Source organism: Streptomyces sp. NPDC006798 (genome assembly GCF_040635975.1).
Lineage (GTDB): Bacteria > Actinomycetota > Actinomycetes > Streptomycetales > Streptomycetaceae > Streptomyces.
This window is the reverse complement of the sequence record NZ_JBEYIS010000003.1, coordinates 37,309-60,921: the sequence shown is the minus strand read 5'-3', so window position 1 is coordinate 60,921 and position 23,613 is coordinate 37,309. Positions and strand designations below refer to the sequence as shown.

Sequence of the window (23,613 nt, the reverse complement as noted above, 5' to 3'; positions counted from 1 at the left end):
GCTCAGGAATACCTCCGGTCCCGGGACCAACGCGGGATCTGTCGTCGGGGCGTGGCGGGCGCGGGCGCCGGACGGGGCGCGTCGGCGGGGACCGTCAGCAGGGCGGCGGCCACGGTGAGATGGAGCAGATAGGGCGAGGCGTCGCCCAGGCCCGCCTCGGTGTACGACGCGATCGCGCAGTAGCCGATCAGGAAGATGGCACAGGCCCTGGGCAGGGACGGGGGGCGCAGCAGGGCGACGCCGCCGAGGACGACGACGGCCGCCGCGACCAGGGTGAGACCGGTCAGGCCCTGTTCGTGGTAGACGGCCAGCCAGCTGTTGTCGATCGGCAGCCCGCCGAAGGACTTGTCGCCCAGGCCCACCCCGAACAACTCCTTGAGGGTCGACCGGTCCTGGGACAGCAGCGCGTCCCAGACCTTGGCCCGGCCGGTCAGGCTGGTGAAGTTCTCCTGGCTCTGGCCGCGCAGGAACCACTCCCGGAGCGCGGAGGCGAAGCCGACCGCGGCGACCACCGCGCACAGCACGGCCCAGGTGAAGCAGCGGCGGGCGGCGGAGCTGGTCAGTACGAGCGAGCCGATCGCCAGCGTCAGTCCGATCAGCAGACCGAGCGTGGCCGTCCTGGTGTGGGTCAGGGCGAGCAGTACCAGGGACGGCACGATGATCACCACGGCGCTGAGCCGGTCGGTCCTGCGGCCCAGGACCAGCAGTACGGTGAGCCCGGTGATCACGGCCGCGTACTGGCCGATCTGCGGCGGGGTGAGCGGCCACAGGGCGCCGACCAGCCGCCCGCCGTACAGCTCGGGCATGGCGGCGCCCGGGGAGACGGCCGCACCGGCGACCACCGAGCCGAGGACCGCGAAGTACATCCGGATGTGGTGGCGGACGAATGTCAGCCCATCGCCCCACCAACGGGTGAGCAGCCAGAGCGTGCCGACGAAGAGACCCAGCCGGGCGCAGCGGAACAGGGCGCCGAGCCCCGACTCCAGTTGCAGGCTGGAGATCACGCTCGGCACCAGCAGCAGGGTGAGCAGCAGCATGAAGGCGCTGGGGCGGATCCGCAGCCGGAGGTTGACGGCCAGCGCCAGGGTGAAGGCGGCGACCAGCGCGCCCATGGTGACCATCTGGATGAGGGAGCGGGGCAGCGGGACGACGGTCTTCGCCCCGGCGGAGCCGAGGGTGTTGAGGATCAGCAGCGCCCAGACGATCCCGACGGTCCCCGGGGTCCGGGCGGGGCGCGCCGCCCCGGCGGGGGCGGTGTTCCCGGTGGTTCCGGCAGTCCCGGCGTTTCCGGGGGTTCCGGGGGTTCCGGGGATCTCCGCCGTCCCCGGTGGCCCGTCGTGTCGTGGCTCGGCGGTCATCTCAGCCACCGGCCCTCGGGTCGAGGGTGCTCCCGGTGTCCTGCTGGTACGGCAGGCTCTGCCACTGCCCGAAGTCGAGTACCCGGCTCGGGTCGTGGGCGACGAAGTGCCAGTGGCCGACATAGACATTGCCGTACCAGCGGTTGCGCTGCTCGTGGGTGATCGCCCGGGCGACGCCCTCGCCCTGGTACGGCGACCAGTCCGGGAAGGTGCCGTAGTTGGCCAGGACCGCCATCCGGTCGCATTTGACCGTGCATCCGACGGCGGACTTGTCCAGCACGAAACGGTTGTCGTGGATCTCCACCCGCTGGGTCTTCCAGCGGCAGTCGGAGAGCAGCGGGGCCGTGCCGATCCCCGGCCGTACGCACCGTTCGGGCTTGTCGACGAGGAGGGTGCAGTCCCCGGAGGAGGTGTTGGCGGGGCTGTTGCAGAACCGGTCGGCGTTCTCCCAGAGGGTGATGCCGGACCAGTTGTCCTCCAGGACGTTCCGATAGATCTCGATCTTGTCGGTACGGGCCCGGATCCGTGGTTCGCCGCCGGACTCGGAGATGTAGACGGTGGCGAAGGGGAAGCTGTCGCCGCGTTCGGCGTGGCGGCGGCCGTCGACCCGGTTGTTCCGGCGGATCGTGTTCTCCCGGACGACCGCGTTGTAGCTGGTCTCGTAGATCAACGCGGCGCCGTCGTTGGCCTCGATCAGATTCCGCTCTATCCGGAAGTCGTTGTTGTTGGTGTCCGCCCAGAGCCCGGCGCCCCGGTTGTCGTGGACCCAGTTGCCGCGTACGTCGGCTCCGTCGACGGCCCAGAACTTGACTCCCCCGGTACAGCCGCAGCCCGGCCGCCGCCGCTCCCAGCCGTCGGTGTTGTTGCCGGTGATCTCATTGCCCTCGACCACCAGACCGCCGACCCGGCCGGTGGCCTTGTACGCGTTCATGCCGTACTGGCCGTTGCCGCGCAAACAGCTGCCGCTGACCCGCTGGCGGTTCCCGGCCATCAGCCCGGCGCCCGAGTTGTACTGGATCGTCGTCCGGTCGATCACCCAGCCGTCGGCCGAGTCGTGGTTGACCACGCCCTCGTTGTGCGGGGCGACGAAGCCCTGCACGGTCAGCTGGCGGATGGTGACGTCGGGGGCGGTCCCGCCGAACGCGTACTGGTTGGTCCGGGCGCCGTCGAGGACGGCGCCCGGCGCCCCCAGATAGCGGTTGCCCCGTTTGGGGACGACCTGGGCATAGCGGTAGGGCCGGAGCCGGTGCTCGCCGGGGCGCAGCCAGAACGTGGTGTCCGGGGGGTTGCTCCGGGTCTTCGCGGCCAGATCCCCGATCACTCCGGGGTCGACCGTGACCGCGCCCGCCGGGGCCCGGACGGGACCGGCGGCGGGCCGGTCGCAGACCCTGGCCAGGGGGCGGGACACAGAGGTCGTCGGCGCGACGGTCGGCGGGGCCGGAACGGCCTGCGGGCCCTCGCAGCCCGTCGCCAGCAGGGCCGGTGCCGCCACCGGCACCGCCCAGTTCCGCCACTTGAACGCCACGCGCCCTCCCTGGTCGTCTCTTCGGATGTCGCCGGGCACCGCCGTCGCGGTCCGGCCCTCTCGTGCGGATGCGGCAGGGCTGCCCGGTCCCGGCGCCGCCGGGCCCCGGGCCCCGCCCCGGTGTCGTCAGTCGTCCGCGCCCCGCTGTGGGGAGTCCCGGAAGCGGAGTACGGTGACGAATTCCCCGGGCGACTCGGACGATCCGGGCGGCCCCGGTGACCCGGCGGGTCCGGTGCCTCCGGCCTGCCCGGTGCCGATGAGCGTCGTGGCGGGCTCCCGGCGGCCGAAGCCCGCCGAGTACCAGCCCAGCGGCGGACCGGTCTCGCCCCGGTGCGCCCGCCAGCTCAGCTCCCCGGGCAGTTCGAGTACCGCCGAGCGGTCCTCGCCGTCCCGGGACCAGGTCAGCACCGCCCGGTTCCCCACCAGTTCGGCGGTGATCGCCGGGCCGAGGTGGAACGCCAGCCGGGCGGCCCGGCGGGGTCCCCGTACCTCGTCGACCAGCCGCAGCTCCCGGGCGGCGGCGTCCAGTTCCACCCGGCGCCGGTGCGCGGAGCGCCCGTAGCCGTCGTGTTCGGCGTACCAGCGGGCCGGGCCCGCGTCGGGGGTGTCCACGGCCAGTACCCGGCTGCGGGCCTGCCGGAGCCACAGGAACGGGCCGCCCGAACCGGACTGGTCGGCGCCGTCCAGCTCCAGGGTGTTGTGGCCGATGGTCGACCGGAAGTACCGCCGCCACTCGGGCTGCCCGTGGTAGCAGTACGTCCCCGGGTCGGCGAGGACGTCGACCCCGTCGTGCCGGACCTCCACGGCGAGGGCGTCCGCGTGGGCGTGCGCGGCGATGGAGAGGAAGCCGTGCGGGCCGCCGTCGCAGCGGCACCAGATCTCCCCCGCGTCCCCGGGGGCGCGCAGCACGGTCAGACCCGCGTCGGCGAAGTGGGCGGGCCGGGCCGCCGGGCGGCGCGCGGCCGGGTCCGGTGCCGGAGCCCGGATCAGCGCGGCCAGCAGCGGGGTGCGGACATCGGTCCCGGTCACCTCGGGCCACCAGCCGAGGCGGCCGAAGACGGCGTCCCCGGTGGCCAGGAGGGAGCCCCAGCGGTCGGTCCCCGTACCGTCCACGACCAGGCCGTGCCCGTCGTCGGCGTCGCCCTGGCGCGGTGGCCGTAATCGGCTGTCGACGACGGCGGCGAGCGCGTCGGTCATCCGCAGCAGCGTCCGCCGGAGGGAGTCGGGGACCGGCACCCGCGCGGCGTCCGCCTCGGCCACCGCCGCCAGGCCCAGCTCCAGCACCAGGCCGTGGTACTCGGTGGCCAGTTCGCGGTTGAGGCCGGAGTCGAAGGTGTTGTTCCGCAGCTCCCGCTCCAGCGACCGCAGCGCTTCGGCCCGCAGCCGCGCCGAGCCGGGGAACCATCCGAACGCGCAGGCCGCCGTCGCCTGTCCGGCCGTCTCGGCGATGACATGGTTGTTCGCCGACGATCCCCGGCTGGGGAAGGCGGTCAGCCAGCGCTGGTGGTGCCAGATCTGCCCGAGCGCCACCGGGTTGTCCTCGAAGAGTCCGGCCGCGCCCGGCCAGCCGTGCAGCAGCCGGCGGATCCACACCCAGGAGATCAGCCGGATCCCCAGCTCGATACCGCTGACCCAGTGCACCCCGCGTAGCGGCGGATTCGCCGTCCACCAGGACCGCAGATGGGCGGCGACCCGTTCGGCGTACCGCTCGTCGCCGGTGATCGCGTAGGCGGCGGCGAGCACGGTCAGGTACTGGTGCCGGGACGGCTCCCAGATCTGTTTGACGTCCCCGACCGTGTCCTCGTCCCGGTACGGGACGTCGAAGGCGTAGCCGTCCGGGGCCCGGCGGCCGGTCTTCGGGTCGTACCACCAGTCCGGGTCGGCCAGGTCGTCGCGGTCGACGCCGAAGAACCGGGCGTGCCCGGCCAGCAGCCGGTCCGCTTCGGCGACCAGCCGTTTCGCGGCGTCCGCGGGGATCCCGTCGATCGTCCCGGCGGGCAGTACGGCGGTGAACCGGGCGCCCCGGGTGACCGGGGCCTCCGGCAACGCCGCCCGCCACCGCCGCCTGCGGAGCGTGTCGCCCGCCCGGCCGCCGATCTCCCGCGGCCCCATCCGGGACAGCCGCCGCAGATACCAGCCCGCGGTCATGGTCATGGTGTCCTCACCGGGCTCACCGGCGCGCCGGTGGCCAGCGCCTCCGGTACGGCGAGGGTGGCCGCCGTGGTCGCGGCCAGCGACTCCAGCGGTATCGGCATCGGCCCGCCGGTCCGTACGGCCGTGAGGAACGCGTCGAGTTCGGCGCGCTGGCCCTTGTCCCGGGCCTTGGCGAGCCTCGGTCCGGTCCACCGCTTGCGGCCGTACACCGAGGCGCGGACGAAGTCGTCGAGCCGGAGCGCCCGGCCGTCCGCGACCAGGTCCAGGGTCTCCTTGGGGAAGCCGGAAGGGCCGGTGGTGACATAGCCGATGGCGGCGGTGGAGCCGTCCGGGTAGCCGAGGAGGATCTGCAGATCCTCGTGGCCGGGGGTGGCGGTCGCGTACACCGAGACGGGGTCGGCGCCGAGCAGCCAGCTCACCGTGTCGACGAAGTGGCCGCCCTCGCCGGTGAACCGTGAGCCCTCGGTGGACTGCCGCAGATACCAGCTGCCGTGGTCCAGCCGGCCCGCGTTGACGAGATACCGGACGTTCGCCGGTCCGGTGCGGGCGCCGAACCGGCGCCGGGCCTCGCGCAGCAGGGGGGCGAACCGGCGGTTGAAGCCGACCTGGAGCCGGTCGTTGCCGGACTCCTCCACCGCGGCGAGTACCTTGGCCAGTTCGTCCCGGTCGAGCGCCAGCGGCTTCTCCACGAAGACCGTCTTGCCCGCCAGCAGGGCCCGGCGGGTCAGTTCGGCGTGCGAGCTGTGCCGGGTGACCACGAAGACCGCGTCGATCGCGGGGTCGCCGAGTACGGCGTCCAGATCGGTGGTCGCCGAGCCGAAGCCGAACTTGTGGCGGGCGTTGGCCGCGGAGAGCGCCGTCGTGGTGACGACCGTCGACAGGGTGACGCCGTCGCGCCGGGCCAGATGCGGCAGCAGCATCGACGTCGCGTAGTTCCCCGCGCCGACGAACGCCAGCCGGACCGGCGCCCCGGGGGCCTTGGCCCGGACGGCTGTCCGGGACCCGGAGCGCCGCGCCGAGGGGACGGTCGCCACCGGGGTGCGTACGGCGCCGGCCGGGCCGGGGTCCGAAGCTTCCGGTGCGTCGGGGGTGTCAGGGGTGTCCGAGACCTTCGGGGTGTCCTCCGTCTCCCGGGCGGTCCCGGCCGCTCCGGCGGCCCCCGTGCCCTCGGCTTCTCCGGCGGTGGTCCCGGATTCCCCCGCGGCCCCGGTCCCTCCGGCCTGTTCCACGCCCCCGGTCGTGCCGGTGCCCGCCGTCGTCCCCAGGTCTCCCGGGTACCGGAACAGCACCGCCACGGCCTTCAGATCGCCGTCCTTCAGCCGCCGGTACGTCTCCACGGCGGTACCGAAGTCCGCGATATGGGAGATCAGGGGCTCCACGTCGATCCGCCCCCGGGCGATCAGATCGAGGAAGCACGCCAGATTGCGGCGCTCGGTCCAGCGGACGTAGCCGATCGGGTAGTCACGCCCCTCCAGCTCGTACTCGGGGTCGTAGCGCCCGGGGCCGTAGGAGCGGGAGAACCGGACATCCAGTTCCTTCTCGTAGTACGCGTTCCACGGCAGGTCCAGCCGGCACTTGCCGATGTCGACGACCCGGCCGCGGTCCCGGCTCAGCTGGGCGGCCAGCTCGACGGGCTGGTTGCTGCCGCCGCCCGCGGCCAGATACACCTGGTCCGCTCCGTGGCCGCCGGTGAGTTCGGCGACGGCCCGCGCCACGGCCGTGGAGCCGGGGTCGCCGCAGGCCGCGGCGCCCAGCCGTTCGGCCAGCTCGCAGCGGGCCGGATCCGGGTCCGCCCCGACGACGACCGCGCCCGAGGCCGTCAGCAGCTGCACCACGAGCTGCCCGATCAGGCCGAGGCCGATGACCAGCGCCACCTCGCCGAGCTGCGGTTCGCCCCGGCGGACGCCCTGCATCGCGATCGCCCCGACGGTGCCGAAAGCGGCGTGGCGGGGCGCGAGACCGTCGGGGACCCGGGCGTAGAGATTCCTCGGCACCCAGTTCAGTTCGGCGTGCAGCGCGTGCTCGTTGCCCGCGCAGGCCACCAGGTCGCCCACGGCCACGTCGTCGATCCCGGGACCGACCCGCTCGACCACGCCGCACAGCGAGTAGCCCAGCGGGGTGTAGGAGTCCAGCTTGCCCATCACCTTGCGGTAGGTCGGCCCCACCCCGTTGGTGGCGACGCTCTGCACCACCTTCGCCACCTGGTCCGGCCGGGAGCGGGCCTTGCCCAGCATCGACATCCCGGCCTCGGACACCTTCATCAGCTCGGTGCCGGTGGAGATCAGCGAGTAGCCGCTGCGGACCAGCACACCGCCCGGCTTGCACCCCGGCACGGGTACGTCGAGCAGCGCCAGCTCGCCGCTCTTGTAGTTCTGTACGACCTGTTTCACCGAAGTCCTCTTGTCTCTACGCCGTCAGGGAAGGGGTCTGGCCCGCCTCGGAGGTCGCGCCGCGATACCAGTACTCCAGGGTCAGCACATGCCAGAGATGCTTGGAGAAGTCCCGCTGTCCGGCGGCGTCCTCGGCGACCAGCCGGGCCAGCGCGTCCCGGCGCAGCAGCCCGGATCTGACCAGCACGCCGTCATGGACCACCTCCCGGACCAGAGGGGCCAGATCCCGGCTCATCCAGGCCCGCAGCGGGGCGCTGAAGAGGCCCTTGGGCCGGTAGACGATCTCCCGGGGCAGGATCGAGGCCGCCGCCTCCTTGAGTACGGCCTTGCCCTGCCGTCCGACGATCTTGCGGTCGCCGGGTACCGCGAAGGCCGCCTTGACCACCTCGACGTCGACGTACGGCACCCGTACCTCGGTGGAGGCGGCCATGCTCGACCGGTCCGTATAGGCGAGGTTGAGGCCCGGCAGGAACATCCGGGTGTCGCCCAGGCACATCCGGTTGACGAAGTCGTCGAGGTCGTTGTCCTGGTAGACGTCGGCGTGTTCGGTGAGGACGTCCTCGACCGTCCCGGCGAGATCCGGATCGACCAGGGCGAGCAGCTCGTCCCGGTCGTACATGGTGTAGCTGCGCCGGAAGGCGGTCTCCTCCGGCAGATCGGCGAAGGAGAGGAACCGCTTGGCGAACCGCACCGACCGGTAGCCCCGGCGGGCCGACGCGACCGGCAGCCGGTCGACGACCCCGGACAGGCCGCGCCGCAGGGGCCCCGGGATCCGCTGGTAGCGCAGGGCGAGCAGATTGGCCAGATGCTTGCGGTAGCCGGCGAACAGCTCGTCGGCGCCCATCCCGGAGAGCATCACCTTGACCCCGGCGTCCCGGGCGGCCGAACAGATCAGATAGGTGTTGATTGCGGCCGGGTCGCCGATCGGCTCGTCCAGGTGGTACGTCATCTTCGGCAGCAGATCGAGCACCTGGGGGGCGATCTCGATCTCGTGCAGTTCGACCCCGAACCGGCGGGCCACCTGCCGGGCGTAGCGCAGATCGTCCGGCATGGCCTCGAACCGCGCGTCCTCGGCCCGGAATCCGATGGTGTAGGCGGAGATCCCGGGCCGGTCACGGGCGGCCAGGGCGGTCAGATAGCTGGAGTCGAGCCCACCGGAGAGAAAGGTCGCCACCGGTACGTCGGAGAGCAGATGGCGCCGGGTGGACTCCGCCACGACGGCGGCCAGGTCCGGGTGTTCGCCCGCGGCGGCCCGGTCCCGGGCCTCGGCGGCGACGTCCCGCAGATTCCAGTACCGGCCGCGCTCGATCCGGCCGTCGGGGCGGCAGCGCAGCCAGCTCCCCGGCGGCAGCTTCTCCGCCTCGCGGAACGCGCAGCGGGAGTCGGGTACCCAGTAGTACAGGAGGGACGCCACCAGGGCCGCGTTGTCCACCTCCAGTTTGCCGCCGGACACGGCGGCCAGCGCCTTCAGTTCGGAGGCGAACACCAGGCCGGTGCCGCGCCGCAGCAGGAACAGCGGTTTGACGCCGAGCTGGTCGCGGGCGAGTACCAGCTCCCCGGTCCGCTCGTCGAAGACCGCGAACGCGAACATGCCGCGCAGCCGGGGCAGACAGTCCGTGCCCCAGCGCCGCCACGCCTCCAGCAGGACCTCGGTGTCGGAGGTGCCGCGGAAGCGCACCCCGGCGGCGGCCAGTTCGGTACGGAGTTCGGGGGCGTTGTACAGCTCGCCGTTGTACGTCAGGGCGAGGCCGTCCGAGACCATCGGCTGGGCGCCGGTCTCGGAGAGGTCGATCACGGCCAGTCTGCGGTGTCCGAGGTGGACCTCGCCGTCACCGGCCGGATGGCTGTACCGGCCCGCCCCGTCGGGTCCCCGGTGGGCGAGGACATCGGTGAGCCGGTCGGTGACGGCCCGTCCGTCCGGCCATCGGTATGCGCCTGCGATGCCACACATGTTCTACCGCGCCTCCTGGTCGCTGTCCGGGACCCGCGCGGCGGGCCTCGGCGGCCGCTCCGTCCGCGGCCGGCCGGTCTGGTTCTGCGGGGCATGCCGCTCGGTCAGCGGCCTGCCGGTCCCGTTCCGGGGAGCGGGCCGCTCCCGGGCGCCGCCCGGCGCGGTGGGGGTCCCGTCCCACAGCGTGCCGTCGGTCCTGTCCCGGGGGTCGGGGTCGATCAGCACCACCCCGATCACCGGGACGCGCTGGTCGGCGAGTTGCCGGGCCACGGTGTGCAGCCAGGCGGCGCTGCCGTGCCCGGCGCGTACCACGAGGACGGTCCGGTGGCCCAGATGGCGCAGGTCGGTCCAGGCCGTACCGGGCGCGACGGAGCCGACGCCGATCCGGCGGGTCTGCGGCGGTACGGTCTCGGCGGCCTCGCCGCCGACGACGGCCGGGTCCTCCGGCTCGCGGCGGCTGCCGGCCAGCTCCTTGCCGGGCAGCCCGTCGACGAGGACCACCGGTCCGTCGTCGGCCAGCGCCCGGGCGAGGCCGAGGGCGATCAGGCTCGTTCCGCGCGCACAGCCCAGTTCCAGCAGGGACACCGGTTCGGCGGAGCCGCGTACGGTACGGGCCAGGGTCGCGGTGAGCCGGTCCCGTTCCGCCCGGACGCCGCGGCGCTGCCAGAATCCGGCCGGGAGGCGGGGCGCGCGGCGCAGCTCGGCGATCACCGAGGCGCCCAGGTGGGCGGCGATCTCCCGGCGCAGTACGGGCCGGTCGGCGACCACGGTACCGACGGCGGCCCAGGCCAGTCCGACGACCAGTCCGAGGACGAGTCCGATGGCGGCGTTGGTGGCGGCGGTTCTCGGCAGGGAGTACCGGACGGCGCGCGGGCCGTCCACGATCCGGGTTCCGGCGACGACCCGGGGCGTGCCGGTACGGGCCTCGGCGGCGCGCTGGTCGAAGTCGGCGATCCGGGAGTTCAGTTCGGCCCGGCGGGCGTAGAGCGATTCGGTGCTCGCCGCCGACTCGGGGGCGCTCTCCGGTGCCCGCTTGCCGATGGCCGCGTTGACCCGGGCCAGCTCCTCCCGCATCCGGTCGCGCTGTTCGAGCAGGGCGTCGGCCTCGGCGGCGGCGCTCTCCCGCATCCGCCGGACGTGGTCGGCGACGAACGCGTCGGCCAGGGCCTCCGCCCGGGCCACCGCCTGGGTGTCGTCGGCGCCCTCGGCCTCGATCCGGAGCAGGTTGTTGGTGATTCCGGCGGCCCGGTACCGGCCCATGAACTCCTCGGGGTCCTCGGTGGACTTGAGGGCCTTCAGGGCCTCGGCCGCGATCCGGGTGGTCCCGAGGAGCGCGACATCGGTACGGATCAGGGTGCCGGTGTCGTTGGGATGGTCCTCCTGGTGGGCGACGAGCACGGTGGTCGTGGCGGTCGGCGGCGGTGGCAGCAGGACCGCCGCCGCGACCCCGGCCAGCAGCCCGAGCAGTGCCACCGACGACCAGAGGCGGCGGCGTCTGCGGACCGCCACCACCAGCGCGTGGAGGTCCAGCAGGGGGGAGGCGTCGTCGGATGGTGGCGGTGGTGGGGTCGTACGTGTCGTCACACCGGCTCTCCCGTCGTGCGGCCGCCCGCCGCGAGCGCCGGAGCGGGGTCGTCGGCGGCGGGCCGGTCGGCGGAGCGTGCCGTACGGTCCCGGACCTGGCCCGCCACGACGACGCCGGCGATCTCGTGTCCGCCGTCCGCGCACGCCTCGGCGATCGCGGTCAGCTCTCCCGGGGTCCGGCTCCCGGCGCTCAGCACGACCAGGGCGCCGGACTCGGTGTCGCGGTCGGGCACCATCGGCCGGTCGACCGGGATGCGTACCACCCGGAGCCGGGGATCGGCACCGGCCTCGGCGACGAGCCGTCCGGCGGCCAGGGCGGCGATCTCGTCGCCCTCCGGGACGACGACCAGCAGCCGCCGGGGGGCGGGCAGCCGCTCCCGGAGCCGGGCGCACACCCGCCGGTAGCGGATTCCGCGGCTGGCCTCGTCGCCCGAGGTGTGCGGAGCCGGTACGTCCCACCGGGTGTCGGTACCGAGCAGTCGGCGGATCCGGGCGGCCCGGCCCTCGGGCCCCGGCGGGTGCGCGGCCCGTTCGCCGGGGACGTCGACGGTGCCCAGCGGGGTGGACCCCAGCGCCGCGGCGATCTCCGGCTCGGTGCGCGGTCTGCGGTTCATCCGGGCGGCGGTGAGCTGGACGACGACCGCGAGCAGTACGGCCAGTACGGCTCCGGCGGCGATCAGCTGGGTCGCGGTGGGCGGGGCCTCCCCGGCCGGCCGGGTCGCGGGCCCCATGACGACCATGCCCGCCTTGTTGGCCGCCGGGTCGGCCTCCTCCAGCTTTCTCATCGCCTCTTCCAGTGCGGTACGCAGCTTCTCCAGCGCCGTACGGGCCTGCACGCTCTCCACGCTGCGCCCCGGGTCGGCCGCCTCGGCGAGTTCGGTGATCCGGCGGTTGGTCTCCGCCACCTTCCGCCGCAGCGCCTCGGGTCCCGTGGCCGCGTCGGACTCGGTGTCGTCGCCGGCGATCCGGGCGGCGAAGGAGATGAACTGCTGGGCCACCCGGTCGGCGAGCTGCCGGGCCCGGTCCGGGGTCTCGGCCGTACCGGAGATCTTGATGATGTTCCCGTCGGTGGTACCGGCGCTCACCCGGTTCCGCAGTTCGCCGCCGCCGACGCCCGGCCAGCCGAGGGCGGCGGCCGTCCGGTCGACGACCGCCGAACTGGTCGCGATCTCCACCTGGGTGAGCAGCTCGCGCTCCTCCCACTGCCCCGGCAGCAGGACCGACGCCGACGAGGTGTAGCGCGGCGGGAAGAGCGCCGAGGCGCCGTAGCCGAGGAGGGCGCCCACCACGGCGAGGACGGTGAGCAGCCGCCAGCGCAGCCGGAGCAGCCGCCCGATCGTCGCCAGGCGGATCGTGTCATCGGTCAAGAGCGCGGCCACTTCCCTTTCCGGCCTGGTCGCCCGCGGGTACGGCGGGGCTGTCCCGGACGGCGGCGGCATAGGCGGCGAGCAGCGCCGTCTGCGAATTCCGCCAGGACAGTGGCCCGTTGACCCGTTTCCGGCCGATCCGGCCCATCCGGGTCCGCCGGTCGGGATCGTCCAGCAGCAGGGCGATCAGCCGGGCGAACTCGGCCTCGTCGTCGTCGGGCGCGTAGACGGCGGCGTCCCCGGCGGAGACCCGGGCCTCCTTCAGGTCGAAGGAGACGATCGCCCGGCCCATCGCCATGTACTCCAGGACCTTGTTCATGGTCGACACGTCGTTGAGCGGATTGCACGGGTCGGGCGAGAGGCAGACGTCCGCGGTGGAGAGATAGCGGACCAGGTCGGCGTCGGGGATCCGGCCGGTGAACCGCACCTGGTCGGAGAGTCCGAGCCGCCGGGACAGTTCCACCATGGCGTCGAAGGCGTCGCCGGAGCCGATGAAGACGGCGTGCCAGTCGGTCCTGCCCTGTTCGTCGCGGAGCTTCGCCAGGGCCCGCAGGGCGTAGTCGACCCCGTCCTGGGGGCCCATGACGCCGAGATAGCAGAGCAGATGGGGTTTGCCGCGCTTCAGTCCGGGCTCGGGCGGCACCGGCTGGAACCGGTCGGTCACCGGCGCGCTGCGGACCACGAAGACGTCCTCGGGGCGCCGTCCGCCGCGGCGGATCGCGACCTCCCGGTAGCTCTCGTTGGTGGCGATGACGACGTCGGAGACCCGGTACGTCAGCCGTTCCAGCGCGCGGACGGCCCGGTAGAGCAGGTCCTCGCCCCGGTCGAAGCGGGAGAGATACAGCTCGGGGACCAGGTCGTGCTGGTCGAAGACGAACCGGGCGCCCCGGCGCTTCAGCCGGAGGGCGGGCAGGAAGAGCAGATCGGGCGGGTTGCAGGCGTGGACGACATCGACCGGGCCGACCTTGCGGGCCAGCCGGGTGGTGTGCCAGAGCGCCGATCCGTACTCCCGCAGATAGCCCGCCGGGCCTCCGGTGGCCGCCCGCAGCGGATAGCGGAGGATCCGGATCCCGTCGATCTCGATCTCGGGTTCGGTGTCCCGTTTGGTGCCGCGGGGGCAGATGACATGCACCTCCCAGCCCGCGTCGCGCAGGGTCGTGCATTCCTGCCATACCCGCCGGTCGAACGGCACCGACAGGTTCTCCACCAGGATCAGGGCGCGCCGGTTCACCCGGTCGCCGCCGTTCGGTTCACCAAGCAAGGCCCATGTACCCCGGTTCGGCCCGGCGCGCCTCGGCGTCGGGAAGGCGGACGAGGTCGATCAGTACGGGGCCCTCGCCGTGCGGCAGCCCCGACAGCACGGCCGGATCGCTGGTTCCGACGATGCAGACCTCGGCGTGTTCGAGGACCTCGGCGACGGAGTCCGCGAGCAGCTGCGCCAGATGCGGCAGCCGGGTCTCGATGTATTCGCGGTTGGCGCCGAGCAGCCGGGAGAGGCTCACATTGGCGTCGTGGATCCGCAGGTCGTACCCCTTGCCGAAGAGCCGCTCCGCCAGTTCGACCAGGGGGCTCTCGCGGAGGTCGTCGGTGCCGGGCTTGAAGGAGAGGCCGAGGAGTCCGACCCGGCGCTTGCCGGTCCGTTCGACCAGTTCGACAGCGCGCTGCAGATGGGCGGAGTTGGAGGGCAGGACATGGGCGAGGATGGGGACCGCGACATCGGCCCGTTGGGCGGCGTGGACCAGGCTGCGTAAGTCCTTGGGCAGGCAGGAGCCGCCGAAGGCGAAGCCCGGCCGCAGATAGGCGGGGCTGATATTGAGTTTCCGGTCGGCCAGGAAGACGTCCATCACCTGGTGGGAGTCGACGCCGAGGGCCTGGCAGACCGCGCCCAGCTCATTGGCGAAGCCGATCTTGAGGCCGTGGAAGGCGTTGTCCGCGTACTTGATCGCCTCGGCCGTCGGCACCGGCACCCGGAACACCTCGCCGGGTAAGCCCTCGTAGAGCGCCGCGACCGCGTCGCCGTCGGCGGGGCCGAGCTGGCCGATGACGGTCTTGGGCGGGTCGAAGAAGTCCCGCACGCTGGTGCCCTCGCGCAGGAACTCCGGATTGACGGCGACGCCGAAGTCCACCCCGGCGGTGCCGCCGGCGCTCTTCTCCAGGATCGGGACCAGCAGATTCATACAGGTACCGGGGAGCATGGTGCTGCGGAAGACCACGGTCCGCCGGCCGCCGCGCTCGGCGATCGCGGTACCGATCTGCTCGGTGACCCGCTCCAGATAAGTGGTGCACAGACTGCCGTTGGGCTCCGACGGCGTACCGACGCAGACCAGGGAGATCTCGCTGCCCTCGATCGCCTCGCGGACGTCGGTGGTGGCGCGCAGCGCCCCGGATCCGACGACCCCGGCGATCAGCTCGCCGATCCGTTCCTCGACCACCGGGGCCTTGCCCTCGTTGACCAGGTCGACCTTGACCTGGTTCACATCCACCCCGATGACCTCGTGCCCCAGCTCGGCCAGGCAAGCGGCCGATACACAGCCCACATAGCCGAGCCCGAAAACGCTGACCCTCATGCCCCGTCCCTCCGCCCGGGCAGGCCCTCGCGGCCTGCCGTCCGCACACCGGCCCGACGACGTTTCCCGTACATCAGTAGGCCCCCTGCCCGTGGACCACCGCGCGCAGCGTCTTCCACAAGATCACCGTGTCCAGGGCCAGCGACCAGTCCTCCACGTAGCGCAGGTCCAGCCGGACCGCCTCGTCCCAGGGCAGATCGCTCCGTCCGCTGATCTGCCACAGGCCGGTGAGTCCGGGCTTGACCAGCAGCCGGCGTCTGATGTCGGGTCCGTACGCGGCGGATTCCTCCGGCAGCGGCGGCCTCGGGCCGACCAGCGACATCGATCCGGTGAGTACGTTGAACAGCTGCGGCAGTTCGTCGATCGAGTACCGGCGCAGCACGGCTCCCACCCGGGTCACCCGCGGATCCCGGCGGAGCTTGAAGAGCAGGCCCGCGCCCTCGTTGCGGTCGGCCAGCGCCGCGCGGGCCCGGTCGGCCCCGGCGACCATGGTGCGGAATTTGAGAATGGTGAACTCCCGGCCGTCCTTGCCGACCCGGCGCTGGCGGTAGAACGCCCCGCCCCGGCTGTCGGCGAGGACGAGCAGTCCGACGAGGACCATCAGCGGTGCGAAGACCAGCAGCAGGATCGCGGCGCCCATCCGGTCGACGACGGCCTTGACGGCCCGTCTGCCTCCGGTGAAGGTCGGCATGCTGACCCGCAGCAGAGGGATGCCGAGTACCGCGTCGACATGGAGCCGCGGCCCGGCCACCTCCATCAGGACGGGCGCCACCACCATCTCGGCGTCGCTGCCCTCCAGATTCCAGGCCAGCCGTTGCAGCCGATCCGGTGACCAGTGCGGATCCGGGGTGATGGCGACGACCCGGTAGCCGTCCCGGCGGATGTGGTCGGCGACGTCCGCCAGCCGGCCGACGACCGGCACTCCGTCCAGTTGATCGCCGTCGAGCCCGTGGCCGTCCGTGGTGCACACCGCGTCCACCCGCCAGCCGAGGTGCGGGAACTTACGGGCCCGGGTGATCAGATCGCGTACGGTCTCCGGGCTCCCGGCGGCGAGTACGGGCCGCAGGCACTCCCCTTCCTTCCGCTGCTTGTGCAGCCTGAGCCGGAGCAGATACCGCGCGGTCATGGTGACGAGGGCGATCGCGGGGATCGCGACGAAAATCCAGAGTTTGATATTGCGTGAGGTGAGGGCGATCCCGCCGAGCGCCAGGACGACGGCCGCGGCGAAGAGCGCGCGGCCGAGCCGGCGGAATTCCTCGGCGCCCTGACCGAGTACGGCCGGTGCCCATGACCGGCTCACCGCGAGCGCGGCCAGAATCAGCAGTTCGGTGCCGAAGGCGAGAATTCCCCATTTCTCGTGCCAGTTCGCCGCGTCCCGTGCCCCGAATAAATTACCGATCGACGCCACCACAAAGGCGGTAGCGACGGTATCGCTGGTGATCACGGTACGGCGGTACCGTTCCTCCCAGTCGGTCGCGGAGTCGCCGATGGTCCCGTTCGCCAGCCGACCGTGCGCGGCCGGCCCGGCCTTGAACGAGTTGACTAATCCCCCCTGCTCCACAGAACCCCCCAGGTAGCCGACAATCCGATGTGCTCACCTGACACTGTGCTCGGCCACGGGGAGGCCCCCGCCTCCCCGTGGCATGCCGTCATTCCCCCCGCGGAAGGCCCCCGCCTTCCGCGTATGACGGCACCGCCGTTACGGCGCCTTTCGAACAGCCCATCCGACGGCAGGACCTATCGGCCCTGCCGGATTCACGAGGTGCGCGGAGCCCGTCGAAACCCCGGGTGCTCCCCGCACCCGACGTACCCTCCCGGGCCCCAGAAATCGAACACTTCCGGGCCCGGCACCGGGACGCGACAACCACCGTCCACAGCGCCGGATCTATAGATCATTAACGTTCGTCTCCTGCCCGAACGCCTGAAGCACGGTCAATCTAGACCATCGCGGCCGGGATGGAGAGGGGATGTGGACAACTTGTGGTCAAGCTTTGAAATAAGCTCCACCAATCGGTCACCAATTGGGGACACCTCTCCGACGGGGACATGTCATGTGACCTGCGACGACACCCGCTCCCCGGGCCACCGGCACCGGTTCCGCAAGACGGTTCCGGCCGTGAAGAACGGGTGCCGTCCAGGCCCTCATCACACACCCGGACAGTCGATACGGCTCGGCGGCGAGTGATACGGACGCCCGGCCGTCGCCCTCGGCAGGCGGTGACGCGCGCCGGACGACCGGAGCGATCCGGAGGCCCGGGGGCTGGGCCTCCGGCGGACCCGCGGTCAGCGGACCTGTCCCGCCCGGGGATCCTGGGCTATTCGGTATCCGAGACCGGGGACGGTGTCGATCACCGGCGGGGCTCCGAGCTTGGCGCGGAGTTTGCTGATGGTGATCCGGATCGCGTTGGTGCGGTAGCTGGTCCTCTCCTCCCAGACCCGTTCGACCAGATCGTCATGGCTCACGGCGATACCGCTCGCCCCGAGCAGGACCTCCAGCACCGCCAACTCCTTCCGGGTCAGGGGGAGCAACCGGCCGTGCCGGGTGGCCTGGCGGCGAGCGGTGTCCAGCACGAGACCGGAGTGTTCGATCACCGGCGGCAGGGCCGGATGCACCCGGCGGCCCAGGGCCAGGACCCGGGCCAGCAGTTCGGCGTACTCGAAGGGCTTGGGCAGACAGTCGTCCGCGCCCAGGGCCAGCCCTCCGACCCGCTCCGCGACGCTCCCGGAGGCCGTCAGCATCAGCACCCGGGACGGCAGCCGGCGCTCGACCATCCACCGGCACACCTCGTCGCCGTGGACCCCGGGCAGCTCCCGGTCGAGCACGACCACGTCGTAGTCGCGGGATTCCAGCTTCGCCAGCGCCCCCGTCCCGTCGTACGCCACGTCCACCGCGATCGCGTCGCGCCGCAGCCTTCCGGCGACCCGCTCCGCCAGGTGCTCCTCGTCCTCCACCAGCAGTACCCGCATGTCTCCTTCCTACCGCAGACCCCCCTTTCATCCGCGTATGGAAGAACGGATAAGGCGACGAAATGCCCGCCGCGGCTAGAACGAATACCGGTCCGGCCACCCCTGTCCGCCCCCGTCCCCGTCCCCGTCGGCAGGTGGCCGGGCCGTCCCGGGGCGGCCGCGACCATCCGACCGAGAGAGAGGCACAAGACATGCGACTCACCAGGAAACGGACCGGCCGGGCCACCGCGATCACCGGCTCCCTCACCGCCCTCGCCGGGGTCGTGGCGCTGGCCGCCCCGGCCCATGCCGTCGTCGGAGGGGAGGACGCCCCCGAGCCGGAGAGCTGGATGGTCTCCCTCCAGACGAAGGACGGCGCGTTCTGCGGCGGCACGCTGATCGACGCCAGGTGGGTTCTGACGGCGTTCCACTGCGTGGCCGACGGCGCCGTCCCCAAGGACGCGATACACCTGCGGATCGGCAGCCTTGCCACCGGCCGGGGCGGCACCGTCGCCAGGATCAAGAGGATCGTCCATCACCCCGACGCCAAGGCCACGGAGACCGAGATCTCCGGACCCGACCTCTCCCTGCTCGAACTGGAGAAACCGGTCCGCGAGCGGCCCGTACCGCTCAACGGCACGACCCCGGCGACCGGCACTCCCGCGCGCATGCTGGGCTGGGGCAACGCCTGCGCCGACGCGGTCTGCGCGCCGAAGCGGCTCCAACAGCTCCAACTGCCGCTGCGCGCGAAGGTCAAGGACAAACTCCGCTTCGAGGACGAGCGGTACCGCGGCAGCGGGCCCGGCGACTCGGGCGGCCCGCTGGTCGTGAGGTCCGGCAAGGGCTGGCGGCTCGCCGGAGTCGTATCGTCCGGCATCAATACCGGCACCCTCGCGATCTCCTCCTTCACCGACGTGGCCCAGTACCGGAAGTGGATCGACCGGACCACGAAGCGGTCGTACGGCCCCGGGCCCCGGACGGCCTGACCGGCCCCGCCCCTCGGCAGGCTCGGGACCGGAGCCCCCGCCCCGTCCCGAGCCGTACGCCCCGGCCCGCCCGGGTCAGACCGCGACTCCCACCACCTTCCGTACCGCCGCCGGGTCAACCGCCAGCGCGAGCACCGCATGCGCCAGATCCGCCCGCCCGACGGTGAGACCGCCGGGCACGGCACCGCCGGTCCGGGTCCGGTACACCCCCGTCAGCGGCCGGTCCGTCAGCCGGGGCGGCCGGACCACCGTCCACTCCGCGCCCGCGGCCCGGATCTCGTCCTCCATCACCGCCAGATCGGCGTAGACCTCCCGGAAGGCCCGGCGCACCAGCGGCAGCACCACACGGCGGTACAGCACACCCTCCCCCTCCGGGGGCGGCCCGACCGGTGAGGCGCTCACCGCGACGAAGCGCCGCACTCCCTCCGCTTGGAGGGCGCGCAGAATCGCCCGGGTCCCGGCGGAAGCGATGCCCGCGGCCTTGTTGCTGGGCGCGCCGAGCGCCGAGAGCGCCGCGTCCTGTCCCGCGACGGCCGGGCGCAGCGCTTCCGGGTCGGTGACATCGGCGACGACGACCCGAAGCCGCTCCCCCTCCGGGACGGGCAGCCGCCGCGGATCGCGGACGACCGCGGTGACCTCGTGTCCGGCGTCGAGCGCCTGCCGTACGAGCTGTCGGCCGGTGCCGCCGGACGCCCCGAAGACCGTATACCGCATGGTGTCGCCTCTCCCTGGGTGGGTAAGTACTCACTCACCTATAGGGTGAGTGAATGCCCACTCCGGAGTCAACACGCCCCACCCGCGAACGGATCGTCGACGCCGCCGAACATCTGCTGCGCACCACCGGGCTGGCCCGCACGACGACCAAGGAGATCGCGCGCGAGGCCGGTTGCTCCGAGGCCGCGCTCTACAAGCACTACCGCAGCAAGGAGGAGATCTTCGTCCGCGTCCTGCGGGACCGGCTGCCCCGCCTCAACCCCCTCCTGGACGAGCTGGGCCGGGACCCCGGCACCCTCGGCGTGGCGCACAACCTCACCCTCGTCGCCGAACACGCGGTCCGCTTCTACCGGCAGAGCCTCCCCCTGGCCGCCTCCCTCTTCGCCGAACCCGCCCTCAAGAAACGCCACTTCGAGGGCGTACGGGAACTCGGCCAGGGCCCGCACATCCCCCTGGTGGCCCTCGCCCGCTATCTCCGCGCGGAACGCGACCGCGGCGCGCTGCGCCCCGACGCCGACCCGGACGCGGCCGCGGCACTCCTCCTCGGCGCCTGCTCCCAGCGCGCCTTCGTCTACGACGCCGAGGAGGGCATGCCCCCGCCTCGGTCCACCGAGGAGTTCGCGGCGGACCTCGTCCGCACGCTGTTGCACGGCCTGCTTCCCGACACCGGCCCGTCCTGACGCACCCCCGCTCCGTACGGGCCGCCCGCGTCGTCCACCTCTTCCACCCCGCCCGCCTCGCCCGCCGGGAGATCCGGCCCCTGTGGACAGCACCGCGGGCCCGGCCACAACCTGATGGGGCCGAACCCGGTTCACCCGTACCGGAGTCAGTCGAGACAGGAGTACGTCATGAGCACGGTCGTCCCACCGCATACGCGCCACGGCTCCGGCCACCACGGAGTCCTCGCCCTGCACGGCTGGTTCTCCGACCGGAGCAGCTATCTGCCGCTCTTCCCGTATCTGGACACCGGCCGCTTCACCTGGGCGGCGATGGACCAGCGGGGCTACGGCGAAGCGCGCGGGCTGCCCGGCCCGTACACCACCGAACGGATCGCCCACGACGCCCTCGCCCTCGCCGACCATCTGGGCTGGGACAGCTTCTCCCTGGTCGGGCACTCCATGGGCGGCAAGGCGGCCCAACACGTCCTGGCCATCGCGCCGGACCGGGTACGGGCCCTGGTGGGCATCTCGCCCGTCCCCGCCTCGGGCGCCGGACTCGACGACGCCACCCGGCAGTTCTTCGCCGCTGCCGCCGACGACCCCGCCGTACGGCGCGCCATCATCAGCACCACCACCGGGGACCGACTGCCGGGCCCCTGGCTGGACCACATGGTCCGGCTCTCCGTCGCCAACTCCACCCGCGACGCCTTCGCCGCGTACCTCCCCGACTGGGCCGGTGCGGACTTCTCCGCACTCGTCCAGGGCAGCCCCGTACCGGCCCTCGCCCTCGCCGGGGCCCACGACCCGGCGATCTCCGCCGACGCCCTGCGCGCCACCTGGCTCCGGCACTACCCCCGGGGCACCCTCGACGTACTCCCCGACACCGGGCACTACGCCGTCGACGAGACCCCGCTCGCCCTCCTCGCCCGGATCGAGCGTTTCCTGGCTCCGCTCACCCCCGAGGCGAACGACTGATCCACCGGCGAAACCGTCCGAGAGGTCAGGGCGTGTATCCCGGGCCCAGTTCGGCCAGCAGCGCGCGGACGCGGCGTTCGATCTCGTCACGGATGGGGCGGACGGCGTCGAGGCCCTGCCCGGCGGGGTCGTCCAGGGCCCAGTCGACGTAGCGCTTGCCGGGGAAGACGGGGCAGGTGTCGCCGCAGCCCATGGTGACGCAGACATCGGACGCCCGGACCGCGTCGGCGGTGAGGACCTTCGGGGTCCGGGCGGAGATGTCGATACCGACCTCGGCCATCGCCCGGACCGCGGCGGGGTTGACCTCGTCGGCCGGGGCCGACCCCGCGGAGCGCACCTCGACGCGGTCACCCGCGAGATGGGCGAGCCAGGCCGCGGCCATCTGGGAGCGTCCGGCGTTGTGGACGCAGACGAAGAGGACGGACGGCTTGGGGCCGGGAGTGTCGGGCACGGCGGGGCTCTCTCGTCTCACGGCGGCCGGACCGCCCCATCTCGTCAGCGCTCCCCGATATCGGCGAGCGGAGATATGAAAGTATCAGCGAATGCTGACTTCAGTCGATCCTGATGTGATCCGCGCCCTGGACGATCCGCTGCGCCTGCGGATCGTGGGGCTGCTGGCCCGCGAGACCCTGTGCACCACGCATCTGGTGGCGGAGACCGGCGCCAGGCAGACCAATCTGTCGAACCATCTGCGGGTGCTGCGCGAAGCCGGGGTGGTGGACACCGAGCCCTGCGGACGGTTCACCTATTACCGGCTGAAGCCCGAGGTGCTCGAAGCCCTCGCGGGGCAGTTCGCCGGTCTCGCCGCGACCGCCCGCGCCCACGCCGACCGCACAAGGGCGTGCTGATGACCTCGGCGGACGCCGCGGCTCCGGGCACCGCCGGGGAGTCGTCGATCACGGCGAAGCTTTCCACCCCGGACCGGTATCTCGCGGTGTGGATCCTGCTCGCGATGGCCGCCGGAATCGGACTCGGCAGGCTGGTCCCGGGGCTGAACCACGCGCTGGCGAAGGTGGAGGTCGGCGGGATCTCCCTCCCGATCGCACTGGGTCTGCTGGTCATGATGTATCCGGTACTGGCGAAGGTGCGTTACGACCGACTGGACACGGTGACCGGGGACCGGCGACTCATAGCCACGTCCCTGGCGGTCAACTGGGTCCTGGGCCCGGCGGTGATGTTCGCCCTGGCGTGGATCTTCCTGCCGGATCTGCCCGAGTACCGCACCGGGCTGATCATCGTCGGGCTCGCGCGCTGTATCGCCATGGTCGTCATCTGGAACGACCTCGCCCGCGGCGACCGGGAGGCCGCCGCCGTCCTCGTCGCACTCAACTCCGTCTTCCAGGTCATCGCCTTCGGCCTGCTGAGCTGGTTCTATCTCGATCTGCTGCCCGGATGGCTGGGACTCGGCGACGGCGAGCGGCTCGACATCTCGATGTGGGAAATCGCCCTGAATGTGGCGATCTTCCTGGGCATCCCGCTGGCCGCCGGATTCCTCACCCGCAGGATCGGCGAACGGAAGCCGGGCCGGGAGCGGTACGAGACGGAGTTCCTGCCGAGGATCGGACCATGGGCGCTGTACGGGCTGCTCTTCACGATCGTGATCCTGTTCGCCCTCCAGGGGAAGACGATCACTTCCCAGCCGTGGGACGTGGCCCGGATCGCGCTGCCGCTGTTCGTCTACTTCGCGGTGATGTTCTTCGGCACCTTCGCACTGGGCCAGGCGCTGGGGATGTCGTACGAGCGGACCACCACACTCGCCTTCACCGCCGCGGGCAACAACTTCGAACTGGCCATCGCGGTCGCCATCGCCACCTTCGGCGTTACCTCCGGGCAGGCCCTGTCCGGAGTGGTCGGCCCGCTGATCGAAGTACCGGTACTGATCTGCCTCGTCCATGTCGCTCTCGCCCGGCGCCGCCGGTTCACCCGGACGAGCTGACCAGGATCTTGCCCATGGCGGCGAGAACGGCGGGCTCGACCCGGTAGTAGACCCAGGTACCGCGCCGCTCGGAGGTGAGCAGTCCGGCTTCCTTGAGCTTCTTGAGGTGGTGGGAGACGGTGGGCTGGGAGACGCCGACATCGGAGATGTCGCAGACGCACGCCTCCCCGCCCTCATGAGAGGCGACGGCGGAGAACAGCCGGAGCCGGACCGGGTCGCCGAGCGCCTTGAACATCAGGGCGGCGATCTCGGCCTCCGCGGCGCTCATCGGGCGCTCGGTCAACGGCGGGCAGCACGGCGTCACCGCGCCCGGCCCGGTGGTCTCGATCAGTGGCAGCGCCTTCGCGTTCGACATATATCTATGTTGACACATATCAAATCAGAGCGCGGGGCGCCGGGACCGATATCCCTGCTTTGACATTCATCTATGTTGACATTCATCGAATCAAGAGTGACCCTGACATCACACGCCATCGACAGATGTCGAAACAGTGAGGGAGT

General features: G+C 72.2%; 19 protein-coding genes. 5 read left to right on the top strand and 14 right to left on the bottom strand.

Features of this window, described 5'->3' with window-relative positions:
- Positions 1-2: 2 nt before the first annotated feature.
- The 11 genes from ABZ714_RS02645 to ABZ714_RS02595 form a co-directional block, all read right to left on the bottom strand.
- A complete protein-coding gene (locus ABZ714_RS02645) occupies positions 3-1,367 on the bottom strand; it encodes an O-antigen ligase domain-containing protein (RefSeq protein WP_358823298.1) in 1,365 nt (454 codons plus the stop codon).
- Positions 1,360-2,883 carry a right-handed parallel beta-helix repeat-containing protein gene (locus ABZ714_RS02640; protein ID WP_358823297.1) on the bottom strand — a complete coding sequence of 508 codons (1,524 nt, stop codon included), beginning with the start codon at positions 2,881-2,883 and terminating at the stop codon, positions 1,360-1,362. Before ABZ714_RS02640 ends, ABZ714_RS02645 begins: the two co-directional genes overlap by 8 nt.
- Before the next feature lie 126 nt (positions 2,884-3,009).
- The gene (locus tag ABZ714_RS02635) at positions 3,010-5,037 is read right to left on the bottom strand and encodes an alginate lyase family protein (protein ID WP_358823296.1); all 2,028 of its coding nucleotides are present in this window, start codon (positions 5,035-5,037) and stop codon (positions 3,010-3,012) included.
- Positions 5,034-7,427, bottom strand: a complete 2,394-nt coding sequence (locus ABZ714_RS02630; protein ID WP_358823295.1) for a bi-domain-containing oxidoreductase — start codon at positions 7,425-7,427, stop codon at positions 5,034-5,036. Before ABZ714_RS02630 ends, ABZ714_RS02635 begins: the two co-directional genes overlap by 4 nt.
- A gap of 16 nt (positions 7,428-7,443) precedes the next feature.
- On the bottom strand, positions 7,444-9,378 hold the full coding sequence (gene asnB, locus ABZ714_RS02625; RefSeq protein WP_358823294.1) for an asparagine synthase (glutamine-hydrolyzing): 1,935 nt from the start codon (positions 9,376-9,378) through the stop codon (positions 7,444-7,446).
- Between the two features lie 3 nt (positions 9,379-9,381).
- Positions 9,382-10,962 (bottom strand): Wzz/FepE/Etk N-terminal domain-containing protein, encoded by a 1,581-nt coding sequence (locus tag ABZ714_RS02620; protein WP_358823293.1) that lies wholly within the window; start codon positions 10,960-10,962, stop codon positions 9,382-9,384.
- The gene (locus ABZ714_RS02615) at positions 10,959-12,329 is read right to left on the bottom strand and encodes a polysaccharide biosynthesis protein (RefSeq protein WP_358823292.1); all 1,371 of its coding nucleotides are present in this window, start codon (positions 12,327-12,329) and stop codon (positions 10,959-10,961) included. The genes ABZ714_RS02620 and ABZ714_RS02615 overlap by 4 nt, the downstream gene beginning before the upstream one ends.
- Complete coding sequence (locus ABZ714_RS02610; protein WP_358823291.1) at positions 12,319-13,590, bottom strand: glycosyltransferase family 4 protein; 1,272 nt, start codon at positions 13,588-13,590, stop codon at positions 12,319-12,321. Before ABZ714_RS02610 ends, ABZ714_RS02615 begins: the two co-directional genes overlap by 11 nt.
- Positions 13,580-14,896, bottom strand: coding sequence for a nucleotide sugar dehydrogenase (locus tag ABZ714_RS02605; protein ID WP_358823290.1), 1,317 nt, complete (start codon positions 14,894-14,896; stop codon positions 13,580-13,582). Before ABZ714_RS02605 ends, ABZ714_RS02610 begins: the two co-directional genes overlap by 11 nt.
- Before the next feature lie 73 nt (positions 14,897-14,969).
- Positions 14,970-16,457 (bottom strand): sugar transferase, encoded by a 1,488-nt coding sequence (locus tag ABZ714_RS02600; protein ID WP_358823289.1) that lies wholly within the window; start codon positions 16,455-16,457, stop codon positions 14,970-14,972.
- Positions 16,458-17,179: 722 nt separating this feature from the next.
- The gene (locus tag ABZ714_RS02595) at positions 17,180-17,863 is read right to left on the bottom strand and encodes a response regulator transcription factor (RefSeq protein ID WP_358823288.1); all 684 of its coding nucleotides are present in this window, start codon (positions 17,861-17,863) and stop codon (positions 17,180-17,182) included.
- A gap of 191 nt (positions 17,864-18,054) precedes the next feature.
- Between ABZ714_RS02595 and ABZ714_RS02590 the strand changes: the two genes are divergently transcribed.
- Positions 18,055-18,828 (top strand): trypsin-like serine protease, encoded by a 774-nt coding sequence (locus ABZ714_RS02590; RefSeq protein ID WP_358823287.1) that lies wholly within the window; start codon positions 18,055-18,057, stop codon positions 18,826-18,828.
- Positions 18,829-18,903: 75 nt separating this feature from the next.
- Here the strand turns inward: ABZ714_RS02590 and ABZ714_RS02585 are convergent, their stop codons facing one another.
- The gene (locus ABZ714_RS02585) at positions 18,904-19,542 is read right to left on the bottom strand and encodes an SDR family oxidoreductase (RefSeq protein WP_358823286.1); all 639 of its coding nucleotides are present in this window, start codon (positions 19,540-19,542) and stop codon (positions 18,904-18,906) included.
- Positions 19,543-19,595: 53 nt separating this feature from the next.
- Between ABZ714_RS02585 and ABZ714_RS02580 the strand changes: the two genes are divergently transcribed.
- Positions 19,596-20,222, top strand: a complete 627-nt coding sequence (locus tag ABZ714_RS02580) for a TetR/AcrR family transcriptional regulator (RefSeq protein ID WP_358823285.1) — start codon at positions 19,596-19,598, stop codon at positions 20,220-20,222.
- A 168-nt stretch (positions 20,223-20,390) separates the two neighbouring features.
- The gene (locus ABZ714_RS02575; RefSeq protein ID WP_358823284.1) at positions 20,391-21,176 is read left to right on the top strand and encodes an alpha/beta hydrolase; all 786 of its coding nucleotides are present in this window, start codon (positions 20,391-20,393) and stop codon (positions 21,174-21,176) included.
- A gap of 25 nt (positions 21,177-21,201) precedes the next feature.
- Here ABZ714_RS02575 and ABZ714_RS02570 read toward each other — a convergent pair whose 3' ends face one another.
- Positions 21,202-21,627, bottom strand: coding sequence for an arsenate reductase ArsC (locus tag ABZ714_RS02570; protein WP_358823283.1), 426 nt, complete (start codon positions 21,625-21,627; stop codon positions 21,202-21,204).
- A 91-nt stretch (positions 21,628-21,718) separates the two neighbouring features.
- Here ABZ714_RS02570 and ABZ714_RS02565 point away from each other — a divergent pair, with 91 nt between their 5' ends.
- Positions 21,719-22,024 (top strand): metalloregulator ArsR/SmtB family transcription factor, encoded by a 306-nt coding sequence (locus ABZ714_RS02565; RefSeq protein WP_358823282.1) that lies wholly within the window; start codon positions 21,719-21,721, stop codon positions 22,022-22,024.
- The gene (gene arsB / locus ABZ714_RS02560) at positions 22,024-23,112 is read left to right on the top strand and encodes an ACR3 family arsenite efflux transporter (protein ID WP_358823281.1); all 1,089 of its coding nucleotides are present in this window, start codon (positions 22,024-22,026) and stop codon (positions 23,110-23,112) included. Before ABZ714_RS02565 ends, arsB begins: the two co-directional genes overlap by 1 nt.
- Here the strand turns inward: arsB and ABZ714_RS02555 are convergent.
- Positions 23,096-23,467: a metalloregulator ArsR/SmtB family transcription factor gene (locus ABZ714_RS02555; protein ID WP_358823280.1), complete on the bottom strand. Its 372-nt coding sequence runs from the start codon at positions 23,465-23,467 to the stop codon at positions 23,096-23,098. The genes arsB and ABZ714_RS02555 overlap by 17 nt on opposite strands.
- Between the last annotated feature and the right edge of the window lie 146 nt (positions 23,468-23,613).

Bases quoted from the DNA above. Each gene is read 5' to 3' on its own strand.
- ABZ714_RS02635 (WP_358823296.1), bottom strand. From the start codon at position 5,037: ATGACCATGACCGCGGGCTGGTATCTGCGGCGGCTGTCCCGGATGGGG.
- asnB (WP_358823294.1), bottom strand. From the start codon at position 9,378: ATGTGTGGCATCGCAGGCGCATACCGATGGCCGGACGGACGGGCCGTC.
- ABZ714_RS02605 (WP_358823290.1), bottom strand. From the start codon at position 14,896: ATGAGGGTCAGCGTTTTCGGGCTCGGCTATGTGGGCTGTGTATCGGCC.
- ABZ714_RS02595 (WP_358823288.1), bottom strand. From the start codon at position 17,863: ATGCGGGTACTGCTGGTGGAGGACGAGGAGCACCTGGCGGAGCGGGTC.
- ABZ714_RS02590 (WP_358823287.1), top strand. From the start codon at position 18,055: ATGCGACTCACCAGGAAACGGACCGGCCGGGCCACCGCGATCACCGGC.
- ABZ714_RS02585 (WP_358823286.1), bottom strand. From the start codon at position 19,542: ATGCGGTATACGGTCTTCGGGGCGTCCGGCGGCACCGGCCGACAGCTC.
- ABZ714_RS02580 (WP_358823285.1), top strand. From the start codon at position 19,596: ATGCCCACTCCGGAGTCAACACGCCCCACCCGCGAACGGATCGTCGAC.
- ABZ714_RS02575 (WP_358823284.1), top strand. From the start codon at position 20,391: ATGAGCACGGTCGTCCCACCGCATACGCGCCACGGCTCCGGCCACCAC.
- ABZ714_RS02565 (WP_358823282.1), top strand. From the start codon at position 21,719: ATGCTGACTTCAGTCGATCCTGATGTGATCCGCGCCCTGGACGATCCG.
- arsB (WP_358823281.1), top strand. From the start codon at position 22,024: ATGACCTCGGCGGACGCCGCGGCTCCGGGCACCGCCGGGGAGTCGTCG.
- ABZ714_RS02555 (WP_358823280.1), bottom strand. From the start codon at position 23,467: ATGTCGAACGCGAAGGCGCTGCCACTGATCGAGACCACCGGGCCGGGC.